The sequence below is a fragment of the Actinoplanes oryzae genome (genome assembly GCF_030757795.1).
GTDB lineage: Bacteria > Actinomycetota > Actinomycetes > Mycobacteriales > Micromonosporaceae > Actinoplanes.
In genome coordinates, this window is sequence record NZ_JAUQWH010000004.1 from 120,101 (window position 1) to 136,758 (window position 16,658).

Annotated in this window: 12 protein-coding genes and 1 pseudogene; 5 read left to right on the forward strand and 8 right to left on the reverse strand. The window is 73.7% G+C overall.

Annotated features, from left to right (window positions below):
* Positions 1 to 4: 4 nt before the first annotated feature.
* Both RBH18_RS03110 and RBH18_RS03115 read right to left on the reverse strand, forming a co-directional pair.
* Complete coding sequence (locus RBH18_RS03110) at positions 5 to 886, reverse strand: biotin--[acetyl-CoA-carboxylase] ligase (RefSeq protein ID WP_306204317.1); 882 nt, start codon at positions 884 to 886, stop codon at positions 5 to 7.
* A 54-nt stretch (positions 887 to 940) separates the two neighbouring features.
* Positions 941 to 2,191, reverse strand: a complete 1,251-nt coding sequence (locus tag RBH18_RS03115) for a hypothetical protein (RefSeq protein WP_306204318.1) — start codon at positions 2,189 to 2,191, stop codon at positions 941 to 943.
* 92 nt (positions 2,192 to 2,283) lie between these two features.
* On the opposite strand from RBH18_RS03115, the gene RBH18_RS03120 reads away from it, so the two are divergent.
* Positions 2,284 to 3,855, forward strand: coding sequence for an acyl-CoA carboxylase subunit beta (locus tag RBH18_RS03120; protein WP_306204319.1), 1,572 nt, complete (start codon positions 2,284 to 2,286; stop codon positions 3,853 to 3,855).
* A gap of 207 nt (positions 3,856 to 4,062) precedes the next feature.
* On the opposite strand, the gene RBH18_RS03125 is transcribed toward RBH18_RS03120, so the two are convergent.
* From RBH18_RS03125 to RBH18_RS03140, 4 genes are all read right to left on the reverse strand, one after another.
* Positions 4,063 to 4,761 (reverse strand): M50 family metallopeptidase, encoded by a 699-nt coding sequence (locus tag RBH18_RS03125; RefSeq protein ID WP_306204336.1) that lies wholly within the window; start codon positions 4,759 to 4,761, stop codon positions 4,063 to 4,065.
* A 102-nt stretch (positions 4,762 to 4,863) separates the two neighbouring features.
* A complete protein-coding gene (locus RBH18_RS03130) occupies positions 4,864 to 5,553 on the reverse strand; it encodes a Maf family protein (RefSeq protein ID WP_306204320.1) in 690 nt (229 codons plus the stop codon).
* Positions 5,554 to 7,094: 1,541 nt separating this feature from the next.
* Positions 7,095 to 7,859 carry a hypothetical protein gene (locus tag RBH18_RS03135; RefSeq protein WP_306204321.1) on the reverse strand — a complete coding sequence of 255 codons (765 nt, stop codon included), beginning with the start codon at positions 7,857 to 7,859 and terminating at the stop codon, positions 7,095 to 7,097.
* A gap of 132 nt (positions 7,860 to 7,991) precedes the next feature.
* A complete protein-coding gene (locus tag RBH18_RS03140; RefSeq protein ID WP_306204322.1) occupies positions 7,992 to 8,180 on the reverse strand; it encodes an acyl-CoA carboxylase subunit epsilon in 189 nt (62 codons plus the stop codon).
* Positions 8,181 to 8,282: 102 nt separating this feature from the next.
* Here RBH18_RS03140 and RBH18_RS44235 point away from each other — a divergent pair.
* From RBH18_RS44235 to RBH18_RS03150, 3 genes and pseudogenes are all read left to right on the forward strand, one after another.
* Positions 8,283 to 9,334 (forward strand): annotated as a pseudogene (locus RBH18_RS44235) (serine/threonine-protein kinase); the annotation flags it as partial.
* Positions 9,335 to 9,425: 91 nt separating this feature from the next.
* Positions 9,426 to 12,713, forward strand: coding sequence for a hypothetical protein (locus tag RBH18_RS03145; RefSeq protein ID WP_456237624.1), 3,288 nt, complete (start codon positions 9,426 to 9,428; stop codon positions 12,711 to 12,713).
* 65 nt (positions 12,714 to 12,778) lie between these two features.
* Positions 12,779 to 13,003: a hypothetical protein gene (locus RBH18_RS03150; RefSeq protein WP_306204324.1), complete on the forward strand. Its 225-nt coding sequence runs from the start codon at positions 12,779 to 12,781 to the stop codon at positions 13,001 to 13,003.
* Positions 13,004 to 13,064: 61 nt separating this feature from the next.
* Here the strand turns inward: RBH18_RS03150 and RBH18_RS03155 are convergent, their stop codons facing one another.
* Positions 13,065 to 13,820, reverse strand: coding sequence for an ABC transporter permease (locus tag RBH18_RS03155; protein WP_306204325.1), 756 nt, complete (start codon positions 13,818 to 13,820; stop codon positions 13,065 to 13,067).
* Between the two features lie 3 nt (positions 13,821 to 13,823).
* Positions 13,824 to 14,774, reverse strand: a complete 951-nt coding sequence (locus RBH18_RS03160; protein ID WP_306204326.1) for an ATP-binding cassette domain-containing protein — start codon at positions 14,772 to 14,774, stop codon at positions 13,824 to 13,826.
* 82 nt (positions 14,775 to 14,856) lie between these two features.
* On the opposite strand from RBH18_RS03160, the gene RBH18_RS03165 reads away from it, so the two are divergent.
* Complete coding sequence (locus RBH18_RS03165; RefSeq protein ID WP_306204327.1) at positions 14,857 to 16,614, forward strand: acetyl/propionyl/methylcrotonyl-CoA carboxylase subunit alpha; 1,758 nt, start codon at positions 14,857 to 14,859, stop codon at positions 16,612 to 16,614.
* Positions 16,615 to 16,658: the final 44 nt, after the last annotated feature.

The following is a 16,658-nucleotide window of genomic DNA, read 5'->3' on the forward strand; positions in this document are numbered from 1 at the left end:
GCCGTCAGCGTACGTGCAGGACGTCACCCGCGGAGACGCGACGCTCAGAGCCTTCATCGGTACGGATGACCAGCTGCCCCTCACGGTCCACATCGGTGACCTCGCCGGTCAGTTCGCCGCCCGCGGGCAACAGCACACGCACGTGCCGGCCCAGCGTGGCGCAGTCCCGCCGGTACGCCGTGAGCAGCCCGCACATCTCCGCGTCGCCGCCCGCCTCGCGCCAGCCGCCGTACCACCGGTCGAAGCTCCGCAGCAGCGCGCGCAGCAGCGGGTCCCGGTCGATGCTCGTGGCACCGGACTCGAAGAGCGAGGTGGCGGGGAGGCCGTTGGTCGGCGGCAGCTCGCCCGCCTTGGTGGACACGTTGAGGCCGATGCCGACGACGACCGCCTCGCCGCTGACCTCGGCGAGGATGCCGGCGGTCTTGCCGTACCCGCCCTGTCCGGACTCGTCCGCAGGGCGCACCAGCAGGTCGTTGGGCCACTTCAGGGCGGCCTCGACCTCGGCGATGCGGCGCACGGCCTCCAGCAGGGCGACCCCGGCCAGCAGGGGCAGCCAGCCCCAGGCCCGCTGCGGCACGGCCGGCCAGTCGCGCTCCGGGTCCGCGACCCCGGGGCGCAGCAGCACGCTCAGCGTCAGACCGGCCCGCGGCGGCGACAGCCACTGCCTGTCCCGCCGGCCGCGCCCGGCCACCTGCTGCTCGGCGACCACGACCAGGCCCTCGCCGGCGCCCCCGCGCGCGGCCTCGGCCACGTCGGCGTTGGTCGAGCCGGTCTCGCCCACGACGTCGAGCCGCCGCCAGAAGCCGCCCGGCACGACCAGCGCACGCTGGAGCGAGCGGGCTGCCAGCGGCGGCCGGGTGAGATCCGTGTACGGCGAGGACGACATCACCACACCCTAGCTGGGCATTTCCCAGGCCGGCTCGGCCGCGGGGGCGGCCTCTCAGGTCGGCTCGGCCGCGTGGCGGCTGCGGTAGACCGTGCTGCGCGGGTCGGCCGGGTCCGCCGGGTCGGCGCCGGGGCGCGGGCGGGGGCTCGGGCGCGGCCGGGGGCGCTCCTGCTTCGCCGGCGCCGGGCGGGGCTCCCCCGCGCGCTGGCGGCGCATGGTGAGCTGGCGGCGCGGGTTCTCGTCCCGGTGCGGCGCCCAGCTCAGGTCGGGCAGGGCGGCCTCGGGCAGGTCGGGCACCGTCCAGATCGGCCCCTCCACGCTCTCCGCGCGGCCGGCCACCGGGCCCATCTCGGGCGGCGGCTGGGCCGGTGTGCGTACGGGGAGCGGCGACATCGGCTCGGTCGGACGGGGACGCCATTCCGAGGCGCCGGGCGCCGGCCGCTGCGGCAGCGGGGGCCACTGCGGCACGATCGCGGTCGGTTCCGACTCGGCCTCTGCGCGCGCCGGGGCGACGGGCGGGGGGACCTGCGGGAGGCGTTCCACGGGGACGGGCCAGCCGTAGCCCGCGTCCGGTGCGGGCATCCAGTAGTCACCGGTCGCCGGCTCGTCGCGGTACTCGGGGCGGACCCAGCCGTCGACGCGGTCGCCGTACCGGGCGGGCTGGTCCTGCTTCGGCGCGGCCTGACCCTCCTCGGGGCGCCAGGGGCGGCCGGCCGCCGCACTGTCCGCTTCGGAGCGGGTGTTCAGCAGCGGCCAGCGCTCCCGGCTCTCGGCGGTGCGCTCGACCCGGCTGCCGGTGCTGCGCTCGACGTTGAGGCGCTCGCGGACGATGCGGCCCGGGGCGTGCAGCGTGTCGAGGTCCGGCAGGCGTGCGGGGGCGGCGTCGAGCGGGCGCATCTGCTTGTTCACCTCGGCCATCCTGGTGACCTGGGGCGGGGTTGCCCCCCGCACCGTCGGCGCCGACGCGGCGGGCTTGGCCGGCGGCGGCAGTGCGCGTTCCGGCGACGCTGACGCGGCGCGCTCGGGCGGCGGTGGCAGTGCGCGTTCCGCCGACGCTGAAGCGGCGCGCTCGGGCGGCGGCGGGGTGGCGCTGTCGCGGCGGGAGCGGGTGGCGCCGCGGCGGCGGCTACGCGGGCCCGGGTCGGCCGGGGCCCGGCGGCTGTCGCGGCGCTGCCGGCCACGCTCGGTGGTGCCGCGACGGCGCTCGGGGCCGGACGCCTCGAACAGGAACCTGCGGAAAACGATGAGCGTGGTGATGCCACCGACGATCAAGGCCACGCCGACGGGGGTCATCCATGTCGTCACGGGGGATGTAACGAATGGTGCAATAGGAACGAAACGTTCGGCCCCTTGCGCTCCGGGGCGCATCGGTGCCCGCCGCTCGATACGATCATCCGGTGAGCGCAGGGGAGCACCTTCACACCACGGCCGGCAAACTGGCCGATCTCGATCGGCGCATCGAGGAGGCCGTGCACGCCGGTTCCGAGCGGGCCGTGGAGAAGCAGCACGCCCGCGGCAAGAGAACGGCGCGCGAGCGGATCGAGATGCTGCTCGACGAGGGCTCCTTCGTGGAGCTCGACGGGCTGGCGCGGCACCGGTCGACCAATTTCGGGCTCGAGCGCAACCGGCCGTACGGGGACGGGGTCGTCACCGGCCACGGCACGATCGACGGCCGTCAGGTGTGCGTGTTCTCGCAGGACTTCACGGTGTTCGGCGGGTCGCTGGGCGAGGTCTTCGGCGAGAAGATCGTCAAGGTGCTCGACCTCGCCATGAAGATCGGCTGCCCGATCATCGGCATCAACGACTCCGGCGGCGCGCGCATCCAGGAGGGCGTGGTCGCGCTGGGGCTCTACGCCGACATCTTCTTCCGCAACGTACGCGCCAGCGGCGTCATCCCGCAGATCTCACTGATCATGGGCCCGTGCGCGGGCGGCGCCGTCTACTCGCCGGCCATCACCGACTTCACGGTCATGGTCGACCAGACGTCGCACATGTTCATCACCGGTCCCGACGTCATCCGCACGGTCACCGGCGAGGACGTCGGGATGGAGGAGCTGGGCGGCGCCCGCACGCACAACACCCGCAGCGGCAACGCGCACTACCTGGCGTCGGACGAGGAGGACGCCATCGACTACGTGCGCGCGCTCCTCACGTACCTGCCGAGCAACAACCTCGACGAGCCCGACGGCTCCTCCTTCGCCGCGGACCTCGAGCCCGGCGACACGGATCTCGCCCTCGACACCCTGATCCCGGACTCCGCGAACCAGCCGTACGACATCCACACGGTCGTCGAGGCCGTGGTCGACGACTTCCTGGAGGTCCAGCCCCTCTACGCCCCGAACATCGTGATCGGTTTCGGACGCGTCGAGGGCCGGCCGGTCGGGGTCGTCGCCAACCAGCCGATGCACTTCGCGGGCACCCTGGACATCGCCGCGTCCGAGAAGGCAGCGCGGTTCGTCCGCACCTGCGACGCCTTCAACATTCCGGTGCTGACCTTCGTCGACGTGCCCGGCTTCCTGCCCGGCACCGGCCAGGAATGGGACGGGATCATCCGGCGCGGGGCCAAGCTCATCTACGCGTACGCCGAAGCGACCGTGCCCAAGGTGACGGTGATCACGCGGAAGGCGTACGGGGGTGCCTATGACGTGATGGGCTCCAAGCACCTGGGCGCGGACATGAACTTCGCGTGGCCCACCGCGCAGATCGCGGTCATGGGCGCCCAGGGCGCGGTCAACATCCTCTACCGGGGCGAGCTGGCCGCAGCCGACGACCCGGCGGCGCTGCGCACCTCACTGATCCAGGAGTACGAAGACACGCTCGCGAATCCGTACATCGCCGCCGAACGTGGCTACGTCGACGCGGTGATCGCCCCGTCCCAGACGCGGGCGCAGGTGACCCGGGCGCTGCGGACGTTGCGGACCAAGCGGGAGACGCTGCCGCCGAAGAAGCACGGCAACATTCCGCTCTGACCCTCCCGTTGCCTCCGGGTCTTCGGCTTGCCCGTCACGTGGTGCCGAGCTGCCGGAAGCCATTGGCATACCCCCGGGTTTCGGCTTACCCGTCACGTGGTGCCGAGCTCCGGGAGCCATTGGCCGGCCTCCGGGCCTTCGGCCTGCCCGTCACGTGGTGCCGAGCTCCGGGAGCCATTGGCCGGCCTCCGGGTTTCGGCCTGCCCGTCACGTGGCGCTGAGCTCCGGAAGCCATTGGCCGGCGAGCAGGAAGGCGCCCACGACCAGGGCGGCGAGGTCGACGACGAGGAAGACGCCGACCCAGAAGAGCGCGGGCACCCGGGTCACGCCGGCCAGCTGATCGGCGTCCGACTCGGGCATCCGGCCGCGGCTGCGCAGCTTCTGCAGCTCGAAGACCGGGCGCACGCCGCCGAAGAGCAAGAACCACACCGAGGCGTACGCGAAGATCGCCTGCACCTGCGGCGACGCGTACCAGGAGACGGCGAGCACGATCGCCCCCGTGACCACCAGCGACAGCACCCCGAACAGGTTGCGGATGTTGATGAGCATCAGCAGCAGCAACACGACGGCGAGCCAGAGCAGCAGCGTGATCCTGTTCCCGCCGAGCAGCCACGCCCCGCCGAGCCCCACCAGCGACGGCGCGATGTAGCCCGCGAGCAGCGTGAACATCATCCCGGGCCCGGTCGGCCGTCCCGCCGACAGCGTCAGCCCGGACGTGTCGAACTCGAGCCGGATGCCCCGCAGCTTCCGCCCGGTCAGCAGCGCCACCAGGGCATGCCCGCCCTCGTGCGCGATGGTCACGGCGTTGCGCGCGATCCGCCACACCGGCCGGAAGGCGACCGCCACGAACCCGATCACGGCCGTGACCAGCACGAGCACACCGGGCGGATCGGGCTGGGCGCTCATCAGCGTGTCCCAGAGGTCAGGCAGCGAGTCGATCGACACAGCCCGGGAGCGTAGCCGATGAGCATGTGCACCGGCTGTTTCCGCCGCTTCGGCCCGCGCGCGTCACTGCTTCCAGAGCTGGGCCACGCTCACCCCGAACGTCCGCAACAAGCGCCGCAGCAGCGGCAGCGAAAGCCCCACCACATTGCCGTGATCCCCCTCGATCCGCTCGACGAAGGCCCCGCCCAGTCCGTCGATGGTGAACGACCCGGCCACATGAAGCGGCTCCCCCGAAGCCACATAAGCCGCGATCTCCTCATCGCTGACGTCGGCGAAATGCACAACAGTCCCGGCGCTCTCCCCGACCGCCCGCCCCGTCGCCAGGTCGCCTTGGACCGCCCTGCCCGTCCCTGCGCTCGTGCCCGCGACCAGGCTGCCGGCCGCCGGGGCCGGCGCCAACTCGATCAGGTGATGCCCCGTGTGGAGCACGCCCGACCGGCCCCGCATCGCCCGCCACCGCCGAACCGCCTCGTCGGCGTCACGCGGCTTCCCGAGGATCTCGCCGTCGAAGGCCAGCACCGAGTCGCACCCCAGCACCAGCACGCCCGCCTCCACCGGCAGGCTCGCCGCGACGGCCTCCGCCTTCATCCGCGCCAGCGTGAGACTCAACTCGGCCGGGTCGGACGTCACCACCACCGACTCGTCGACCCCGCTGACCTGCACGGCAGGATCAAACCCCGCCGCCCGCAGCAGGCCCAGCCGCGCCGGGCTGGCAGAAGCGAGAACGAGCCGGTAGCCGGAAGCATGCGTCACAGCCGCCTACGCTAGCCCGATCACCGGCCCGGGGTCGAAGGGCCCGGCCACCGGCGGCCGAATGACAGCCGGCCCTCCCTCCCGAACCGCCCACACCTCCTCACCAGGCCTCCACCCCGCCGGCCGCCGAAGCTCCTCCGCCCGAGTCCCCGCCGCGGGCCGTCCTTGGGCCAGCAACGGCACATGCTCCGCCCCGCCACTCCCCGAACTCCCCCCGACGACATACCCGGAAGGCAGCACCGACCGCCCCGGCACCGCCCTCCCCGGCCCGCCCGGCTCCCGCGGCGTCCCCGCGCCCGGCCCACCCGGCTCCCGCGGCGTCCCAGCGCCCGGCCCACCCGGCGTGCCCACGCCCGGCCCCCGGCTGACCGGGGTGTCCGGCACTCCCGGCAGCCCCGCGCCCGGCCCCCGGCCGCCCGGCATCCCCGGCCCCGGCAGCCCAGGCTGACCGAACGCCCCTGCCCCGCCGCGCCGCCCGAGCGATCCCGACATGCCGGGCTGCCCGGGTAGCCCTGTCCCGCCCGGCCAGAAAGCTCCCAGCTGACCAGACGGTCGGGACGCCCCAGGCCGGGCGATCGGGCTCGCCGCCGCCCCCGCCGCTCCCGGCAATGTCCCGCCCTGCCCGACGCCGGTCCCACCCGCGCCGGGCCACCCATCCGAGCCACCAGCCACACCCGGACTCCCAGCGCCCGGCGCCGCACTGCCCGCCAAGCCCGCGGCTCCGAGCCCGAAGTCACCGCCGCCCCGCCCCGAAGCATCTGCAGCAACCGGAACAGCCGCGCCCGCCCCACCACCGGCGGACTCGGCGTCGCCCAGGGACACGTCGGCCGACGGCACCCGCAGCTGGGCCTCGGCGCTGATCAGAGTGGTGCTCAGCCCGTACATGACGGTGCGGGCCTGCCTGTTGAGCCGCTCCCGCTCCGCCGCAACCGAAGCCGCAGCCGCCGCGGCGACCGACCCGAGGCCCCCGCCCAGGCCCACGGCCCCAGGCTGCGTGCTCGGCGCCCCGATAACGCTCGGAACAGCCCTGCCGGCCGAACCGCCCCCGGACCCCGGGCCTGCCCCGGCGCCCAGCCCACTCACGGACGCCGCGTCTGCCGGATCGGGTGAGCCCGTCGCCGGCGACCGGGTCACCGCTGGTCCGGGCGCGGGGACAGCCCCGGCCGCCTGCACCCACTGCCGATACAGCGGCTCGATCTTCGCCCGCGCCTCGGCCAGCGCCGACACGCCGGCGTGGAAAGCGGAGTAGTTGGCCACGGCGGCCTCATGGGTTTCGCGAAGGTCGGCGATCAACCGATCGAGCCGCTGGAGATAGGCGGCCGCTGCCGGACTTCGGGTGGGCGGCCACACGTCGGCCAACCGATCCCGGTACGTCCTGACCCGCCGAAGATGCGTCGCCACGAGATCGGCCGTGTCGCGCCAGCCGGCCACCACGCCGAAGTGCGGATCGGTCTGCTGGTCACGCAGCACCGACCAGACGTCCCCGAGATCTCGGGACTGCCAGTCGGTCCCGCCGTAGCTCATCTCCTCGTCGAGCCGCATCAGCGCCCCAACGCCCCGTCGCCACGCCCGTCCTCCGCGAACGCCTCCGCCAACCGCGCCCCGTCGCCACGCCCGTCCTCCGCGAACGCCTCCGCCAACCGCGGCCCATCGCCATGCCCGCCCTCCGCGAACGCCTCCGCCAACCGCGGCCCATCGCCATGCCCGTCCTGCGTCAACACTTCCGCCGCCCGCGCACTCTCGCCGCGCCCATCGTCGGCGAAAACCCCTGCAGGCCCTGCTCCCGCCCCACGCCCATCGTCAGCGAACGCCCCCGCCGACCGCACACCATCGCGACGCCCGTCGTCGGCGAACGCTGCTGCCAGTCGCGCCGCGCTCGCCAGGGCGGAGGACCCGCCGCCCGCCACGGCGCCCGACGCGTCCTCAAAAGCAGCGGCGATGTCACCGACACGCGCGCTCGCGAAGGCGTCGGCGCCCCGATATTGCTCGCTGACCTCGCGTGCCGCCCAGGCCGCGCGTACGGTCGCCGGGGCGAAGCCCGCCGCGTTGGCAACCGTGCGCACCTGAGCCGCCCCGTGCCGCCGCAGGAAACTGCGCAGCTCGGGAAACGCCTCGTCGCCCGCGGGCAGCGGAGTGCTCATCGCCGCGGTCACGTGGTCGAGGTGGGGGCCGAAGCCCTTCCCGACCTCCGCCGCCAGCGCCCGGGCGATGTCCTCCATCGCCTCGATGTCGACCTCGACAGACCCCTGGTCGAGGCCGAGCGGGGCAGGACCGGTCCCGAGGGAGGCATGGTCGCGCACCCACACGGGCGCAAGACCCTCTGACGGTGTCATTGCCGCACCTCCCGCCGCTGCCCGGGCGGCCGGATGACCGCCGTGGCTCGAGGCTAGCGAGAAAGAGGAGATCCTTTCGACTCCCGGTGCGGAGCCTGTGGATAACTAGTGCGGGAGACCCGACGCGCGCCAGGAGGACGGCGACGCGCCCGGGCGTCCGCTCGTTGTCCATGGCGTGGCGGCCGGTTGCGGGGCGGGCCGGGACTGCCGGCCGGACAGGGCGATGACCAGGGCTGCCAGCTCTTCCGGGGCGGGCTCGCCGCGAACCACGCTGACCAGCGGTTCCTCATCCATCGATCAAGCGTACGGCCTTACTCAGCGTGACGCGGTGACACGCATCCCACACAGGGCTGATCGATTCGCAGCCGCTCGACAGGACCGGGTATTTTCTGCGTGATGTCTACTTCCCCCCCGCTCGTTGTCGCTGACCGCTACCGGCTCGTCGCGCCGCTCGGTCAGGGCGGGATGGGTCGTGTCTGGCGGGCGACCGACGTCGTCCTGCATCGCGACGTCGCGATCAAGGAGCTCGTGCCCCCGCCCGGCCTGACGCCGGACGAGCGCCAGGAGATGCGCGAGCGCTCCCTGCGCGAGGCGCGGGCGATCGCCCGGCTCAACAACATCAACGTGGTGCGCGTCTTCGACGTCCTGCGCACGGACGCCGACCCCTGGATCGTGATGGAGTACGTCCCCTCGCGCTCCCTTCAGGACATCCTGGCCGCCGACGGGCCGTTCAACCCGGTTCGCGCCGCCGAGATCGGCCTGGGCGTGCTCGGGGCCCTCGGGGCGGCCCACCGCGCCGGCGTGGTCCACCGCGACGTCAAGCCGGGCAACGTGCTCATCGGCGAGGACGGCCGCGTCGTGCTCACCGACTTCGGCCTGGCGACCGTGCCCGGCGACCCCAATGTCACCCGCACGGGTCTGGTGCTGGGCTCCCCGGCCTACATCGCGCCGGAGCGCGCCCGTGACGGCACGGCCGGCCCCGGCGCGGACCTCTGGTCCCTCGGCGCCACCCTCTATGCCGCGGTGGAAGGCGCCTCGCCCTTCGCCCGCCCGTCCGCGATCGCGACCCTGGCCGCCCTCGCCACGGAGAACCCGCCGCCCGCCCGCAACGCCGGGCCGCTCAAGCCCGTCCTCAACGGCCTGCTGCGCAAGGACCCCGCGCACCGCATCAACGCCGAAGAGGCCGAGCGGTTGCTGCTCCGCGCCGCCGGCCGCCGTTCGAAGCTCAGCTTCCCGATGAGCCCGACCATGCGCCGCCCGGGCGTGGGCCGCGAGCGTCCGCCGATCGTCCCCGGCATCTCGGCGAGCGCCCCGGTCGTCCCCGGCCCGCGCCCGCCCGTCACCCAGGGCCGCCCGCCCGCCGACCAGGGTCACCCGCCCGCAGCCCAGGGGCGCCAGCCCGGCCAGCAGCTCCCCCCGGCCGCGCAGAGCCGCCCACCCGCCGTGCAGGGCCGCACCCCCATTCCGGGTACGCAGCCCGGGGCCCCCGGCACGACGCCGCCCGGCCGCCCCGGTGCCACGCCCGCGGGTCGATCCCCGGTGACTCCCGGCACGGCTCCGGGCCGCCCGGCCAACCCGCTCCAGGGCCGTGCCGCCACGCCCGCCAACCCGGCCCAGCAGCGCCCGGGCACCCCCGGCGCGCAGCCCGCCCCGAACCGCCCGGGCACCCCCGGCGCGAACCCCCCGGTCACCCCCGGGGCGAACCGTCCGGGGACCCCCGGCGCCAATCCCGCACAGGGCCGGGCCGGCACGCCGCAGCCGGCGCCGGGCCACCCGCAGGATCGTCCGGTCTTCGCGCCCGGCAAGGCCGCGGTGGGCCGCACGCCCCGCCCGGCCGACACGCCGACCCGCATCGACGGCCCCAAGCCCCCGCTCGACGCCACCCGCCTCGACTCGCCGCCGGTCCCCCCGATCGGCCCCGAGAGGACGAAGCGCCCCTCCGCCGACACCCCGCACAACCCCGCCCTCGACGCGACCATGCGCGGGGCGGGCGGCGGCCTGGGCTCGTTCACCGCCGACGAGGTGGCAGCGGCCCTGCGCCAGCGGACCGGAGCGCACTTCCCGGTGCCCGGCGCCCCGGCCACCCCCGCAACCGACGCGGCAGCCGAGACCCGCGTCCACCCCAACCCGGCGGCCGAGACCCGCGTCCAGTCCGCCCCGGCGGCGGAGACCCGCGTTCAGCCCAACCCGGCGGCGGAGACCCGCGTTCAGCCCAACCCGGCAGCCGAGACCCGCATCCAGCCCGGCCCGGCAGCCGAGACGCGGGTGCAGCCGGCTTCCCGCAAGCCCGCCGCGGCCACCACGACCGACCTGACCTCCGCGAAGTCGAAGAAGCCGCCGGCCGCCGAAGCAGCGGCACCCGTCGCCGAGCCGGCCCCCACGCCTGCGACGCCCGCCCCCACGGCGGCCCCCGAGGTCTCTGCCCCTCCGACGGCCCCCGCGACCTCGGCGACGGCCACGGAAAACGCCCCGGAGAACTCGGCGGCCCCGGCGACGGCCACAGAAAACGCTCCGGCGGAGACTGCCGACGCAGCAGAGGATGCTGCGGCGGAAAACGACGCCAAGGGCGCAATCCCGGCGCAGCCGAACCAGAAGGACGACAGCCCAAGCACTCCCGCCGAAGCCGATGTCGCGGCGGGTGCTGCTTCCTCGATTGCCGAGTCGACGTCCGCCACCGCGGCGACGGCCGAGAAGGCAACGGCCGAGAAAGCGACGGCCGAGAAGGCGACGGCCGAGAAGGCGACGGCTTCGAGCGTTCCGGAGAAGTCGGCCGGAGTCGGGGCGGAAGCCACGCCCGCAGCCGAGGCCGGCGACGCAAGCGGCGGGACCACGGCAAACAGCGCGGGAGCTACGACCGGCGAGTCCTCCGAGACCGCGGATGCACCGGATGTCGCCGCGGGCGCGAGCGACAAGGGCACGCCCGCTGCCGCCGAGGTGCCTGCCTCCGATGCTGAAGCCGGCAGCGGGCCCGAGGACATCTCCTCGGCCGGCGCGGCTACGGCGGACGGTGAGCCCGGAAGCGTCGCAAGTCCGGCGTCCACCGACAGCAGTCAGACCAGCGACACGCGCGAAGACAGCGGATCGGTCGACACCTCGGCAGCTGCGAAGAGCACGCCCGACAACAAGATGGGCGACTCCGCATCCGCAGACGCCGGGACCAGCGCGGCCGCTACGGACGACAAGCAGGCAAGCGACACGCCGACCGATGCCGAGCAGGCCGGCCGCCCGTCGGCGACGGCCACTGCGGCGGAAAGCACGCCGACAAGCAGCACGCCCGCCGACGCCGAGCCCAGCACCGGCACGTCCACCGACGCCGTGCAGGCCGGCGACACGCCCGCGGTCACCAAGCCGACGAGCGGCGAGCCGGCGGACACCGGGTCCACGAGCAGCGAGTCCGCGACCACCAAGCCCGCGAGCATCGAGCCCCCGAGCAAGTCCGCGAGCATCGAGCCCACGAGCAGCAAGCCGGCGGCCGCCGTTGCCGCGAGTTCCACGCTCCCGGACGCGGAGCCCGTAAGCAGCAAGCCGGCGGGCGCCATCGCCACGAGCCTTGAGCCCGCGGCCGCGGCCGCCAAGCCCACCAGCACCGAGCCCAGCCCCGGCAAGCCCACCGGCACTGGCACTGGCACGCCCACCGGCACTGGCACTGGCACTGGCACGCCCACCAGTCTCGAGTCCGGGATCGACTCGAAGCCCGCGAGCCCCGGGTCAGGATCCGGCGGCAAGCCCACCGGCACCAGCACCGGGCCGGGAAGCAGCGCCAAGGCCGCCGGCACCGAGCCCGGGGCCGACACCGCCAAGGCCACCGGCATTGAGGCCGAGGCCGACACCGCCGCCAAGACCCCCGGGGCGGACGCCGGCAAGGCCACCGATTCCGGCGCCAAGACGACCAAGATCGCCGGGACGCGGCCGCCGCGGCGGAACATCGCGGCGGCGGGGCTGGGTGCGGGCGGGTTCGGCGGGCGGGATGATGCGCCCAATGCGACCAGCAAGCTGCCGAACGCCACCCGGCCGATCTCGGGGGCGCCGGGGCTGGCGCCGCCGAACAGGCCGGCCTGGCAGCCGATGAATCTGCGCGAGCCGTCGGCCGGGCGGCGCGGGTTGACGGTTTTCGGGGTCACGCTGACGCGTCGGCAGACGGCGATCGGGATCGGGATTCTGGCCGTACTCCTGCTGCTTCTGGTTCTTGTCATCCCCCAGCTCTTCGGGGACGACGACGACAACGCCGCCGGTACGGGTGCCAAGGCGCCCGTCTCCAGCGCCGCCCCGCAACAGCAGCAGCCGGCCGCGGGCGGGCAGAAGAGCAGCAGCTCCGCGCCCGCGTCGAGTGCGGCAGCCGCAGCGCCCGTGAGCAGCGCGCCCGCCAGCAGCCCTGCGCCGGCGGGATTCAAGCTGCCGGCGGGCTGGCAGATGTACGGGGGCGCGAGCACCGGCTTCTCCGTGCCGCTCCCGAAGGGCGTCAGCGGGGACCCGCGCGGCGGTGGCGAAATCTACTTCCAGTACGACAACCGGCTCCTGATCATCGCGCAGACGGACAATCCGAAGCCGGACGCGCTCAAGGACTGGCAGGAGCAGGAGCGGCACAAGGACTACAGCCAGTATCAGCTGGTCAAGCTTGCCGCGGTGAAGTACCCGATCGCCACGTCGGCGGCCGACTGGGAGTTTTTCTACACGACGTCGACCGGGAACCGGCAGCACGCGGTCAAGCGCAACTTCATCACCGGGCCGAAGCGGGCGTTCAGCATCAACTGGTACGTGTCGCCCGACGACTGGGACGCCGCGAAGAAGGATCTTCAGGTCATCTACGACGGGTTCAAACCGATGTGATCCTCCTTCCGCATGGGGTGACCGTCCACGGGGTATTGATCGGTCACCACGGATGGAGGTGCCCCATGATCCGCCGACCCGGACGCAAGCCGACCCTGGCCCTGTGGATGCTCGTCGCCCTCGCCGACGTGGCACTCCTCGTGGCCGCCCGCCCGGCGCCGGCCCTGCTCGCCCTGGCCGTTGCCGCCCTGACCGCGGCCGCCGTCGCCCTCGTGGCCCGCCGCGCACAGACCACCCGCGTAGCCCTCGCCGGCAGCCCCGCCCCATCGGACGCCCAGCGCACTCCGTAAGGAGAGGAAACCAGCGCACTCCGTAGAGGAGGGAATCGGCGCACTCGGCGAGAGCACGGAATCAGCGCACACTGCGAGCGAACAACCGAGCAGCCCACACCACAGCCGCCACCGCCAGCACAGCCATGATCAGCAAGCCCTGCCACACCGCCGGCGCCCCGAGATCGCCCCGGAACAACGCCCGCACCCCGTCGACCGCCCACGAGAACGGGTTCCAGTCCGCGATCCCCTGCAGCCAGCCGGGCGCGAAGGTCAGCGGCAACAGGATCCCGGACAACAGCAGCACAGGCTGGGCGACCGTGTTCATCAGCGGCGCCAGGACGTCCTCGGTCTTGACGGCCAGCGCCACCCCGTACGACACGGCCGACGTCATGAGCGAGATCAGCGCCAGCATCAGGTACGCCAGCAGCAGATTGCCCAGGAACACCCGCAGGTCGAACACCAACGCCAGCAGCGTGATGATGACCGCTTGGGCGAGCAGTGACACCGTGTCCCGCAGCGACCGCCCCAGCAACAGCGCGAGGCGGCTCACCGGTGTGACGCGGGACCGCTCGATGACGCCGGCGCGCAGTTCGGCGATGAGCCCGAAGCCCTGGAACAGTCCGCCGAAGATGGCGAGGAGCACGAGCAGGCCCGGGACGAAGATCTCGTACGCCTCGGCATTGGTCCGCACCCCGAGGGCGGGCTTGAGCAGCGGCGCGAAGAGCAGCAGATACATCACCGGCTGGAAGACGCCGACGGCTATCCACACCGGGTTGCGCAGCAGGGCGCGCAGCTGGTGCCAGAAGATCAGATGGGTGTCGCGCAGCAGTTTCACGGCTCAGCTCTCCCGCAGCGATCGACCGGTCTTGATCAGGAACACGTCGTCCAGGCTCGGGCGGTGCAGCTCCACCTTGCTGAGTTCGACCCCGGCGGCGTCGAGCGACCGGAGCACCTGCGGGATCGCGGTCGCGGCGTCGTCGACGTACAGGCGGATGCCGTCGTCCTGAGTCTCCAGCTTGCGCACGAAGCCGGCCGAGCCCAGGGCCTCGGCGGCGCGCGCGGGCGACGGCGCTCCGATGGTGACCACGTCGCCGGAGATCTCCCGTTTGAGGGCGGCCGGCGTACCGGAGGCGACCAGGTCTCCATGATCCATGATGGAGACGCGGTCGCAGAGCGCGTCGGCCTCCTCCAGATAGTGCGTGGTGATGAACACCGTCATGCCGTCGGCGCGCAGGCGGCGGATCTCCTCCCACATGTGGGCGCGGCTCTGCGGGTCGAGGCCGGTGGTCGGCTCGTCGAGGAAGACCACCCGCGGCTCGTGGATGATGCCCAGCGCGATGTCGACCCGCCGTCGCTGGCCGCCGGAGTAGGTCTTGCACTTGCGGTCGGCGAATTCGGTCAATTGAAAGGCTTCCAGCGTACGGGCGGTGCGCTCGACCGCCTCCGCCTTCGACGCGCCGTAGAGCCGCGCCTGGAGCACCAGCTCCTCCCGCGCGATGGACTCGTCCTGGGTGCTGCCGCCCTGGGCCACGTACCCGATGCGGCGCCGCACCTCGCCGGGGTCCCTGCGCAGGTCGATGCCCGCGATGACGGCGTCACCCCCGTCCGGCTCGATGAGCGTGGCGAGCATCCGCAGCGTCGTGGTCTTGCCGGCGCCGTTGGGGCCCAGGAAGCCGAAGATCTCGCCCTCGTCGACGGTGAGATCGACGCCGCGTACGGCCTCGACGGTCTTCTTCTCCCGGCCCTGTCTCGTGCTGAACGTCTTGCGCAGTCCTCTTGTCTCGATCATGTCGCTCCCCGTAGTCGGCGCGCTCGTGCGCAGCATAGGTCGTCCGCGCGCTTTTGTCGGGGGGTGCCGTTAAGCTCAGGCCGTGCGCAAGGTATTGATCGCCAACCGTGGTGAGATCGCCGTCCGCGTCATCCGGGCCTGCCGGGACGCGGGGCTGACCAGCGTCGCCGTCTATGCCGACAGCGACCGTGACGCGCCGCCCGCGCGTCTGGCCGACGAGGCGTGGGCGCTCGACGGCGAGACGGCCGCCGACACCTATCTGCGCATCGACAAGCTGCTCGACGTCGCGGCCCGCAGCGGCGCCGACGCCGTCCACCCCGGATACGGCTTCCTCAGTGAGAATGCCGACTTCGCCCAGGCCGTGCTCGACGCCGGCCTGACCTGGATCGGCCCGACGCCGGCGGCGATCCGCGACCTCGGCGACAAGGTCACGGCCCGGCACATCGCCCAGCGCGCCGGGGCGCCCCTGGTCCCGGGCACGGCCGAGCCGGCCGCCGACGCGGACGAGATCGTCGCCTTCGCGCGGGAGCACGGCCTCCCTGTGGCGATCAAGGCGGCCTTCGGTGGCGGCGGCCGCGGCCTCAAGGTCGCCCGCACGCTCGAGGAGATCCCCGCCCTGTTCGAGTCGGCCACGCGCGAGGCGGTCGCGGCGTTCGGGCGCGGCGAGTGCTTCGTGGAGCGTTATCTCGACCGCCCGCGCCACGTCGAGGCGCAGGTCCTGGCCGACACCCACGGCAACGTCATCGTGGTCGGCACCCGCGACTGTTCCCTGCAGCGCCGCCACCAGAAGCTCGTCGAGGAGGCCCCCGCGCCCTTCCTGACCGACGAGCAGCGCGCCCGCATCCACGAGAGCGCCAAGGCCATCTGCCGCGGCGCCGGCTATCACGGCGCCGGCACGGTCGAATATCTCGTCGGCCAGGACGGCACGATCTCGTTCCTCGAGGTGAACACGCGCCTGCAGGTGGAGCATCCGGTCAGCGAGGAGACCGCCGGCCTCGACCTGGTGCGCGAGCAGTTCCGCATCGCCGCGGGCGAGCCCCTCGCCCTGACCGAGGACCCGCAGCCCCGCGGTCACGCCATCGAGTTCCGCATCAACGGCGAGGACGCCGGCCGCAACTTCCTCCCGGCACCCGGCACGGTCACGGCGCTGACCTGGCCTTCCGGCCCCGGCGTCCGGGTCGACGCGGGCGTGGAGACGGGCAGCGTCGTCGGCGGCAACTTCGACTCGATGCTGGCCAAGATCATTGTCACCGGCGCCACCCGCGCCGAGGCCCTCGAGCGGGCGCGCCGCGTCCTCGACGAGACGATCATCGAGGGCATCGCCACCGTCCTGCCCTTCCACCGCCTCGTCGTGCGCGACCCGGCCTTCACCGCTGAGCCGTTCACCGTCCACACGCGCTGGATCGAGACCGAGTGGGAGGGCGGCGTCCCCGCCTTCACCGCGGCGGCCACCCCGGCGCCCGAGGCCCCCGAGCGCGAGACGGTGGTGGTCGAGGTCGGCGGCAAGCGCCTGGAGGTGCGCCTCCCGGCCGGCCTGACCTCCGGGAGTGGACCGGCCGGCGCCCCCGCCCGACCCAAGTCCCGCCGCACGGGCACCAAGGCAGCCGCCGCCTCGACCGCGAGCGCCGCCGCCCTCACCGCCCCGATGCAGGGCACCATCGTCAAGGTGGCCGCCGCCGACGGCGACACCGTGGCCGAGGGCGACGTCATCGTGGTCGTCGAAGCCATGAAAATGGAGCAGCCCCTCCACGCCCACCGCGCCGGCGTCGTCCACGGCCTGTCCGCCGAGGTGGGCGCGACCATCACCGCCGGCACCACCATCTGCACCATCGACGACTGAACCGCACCGCACCGCACCGCACCGCACCGCACCGCACCGCACCG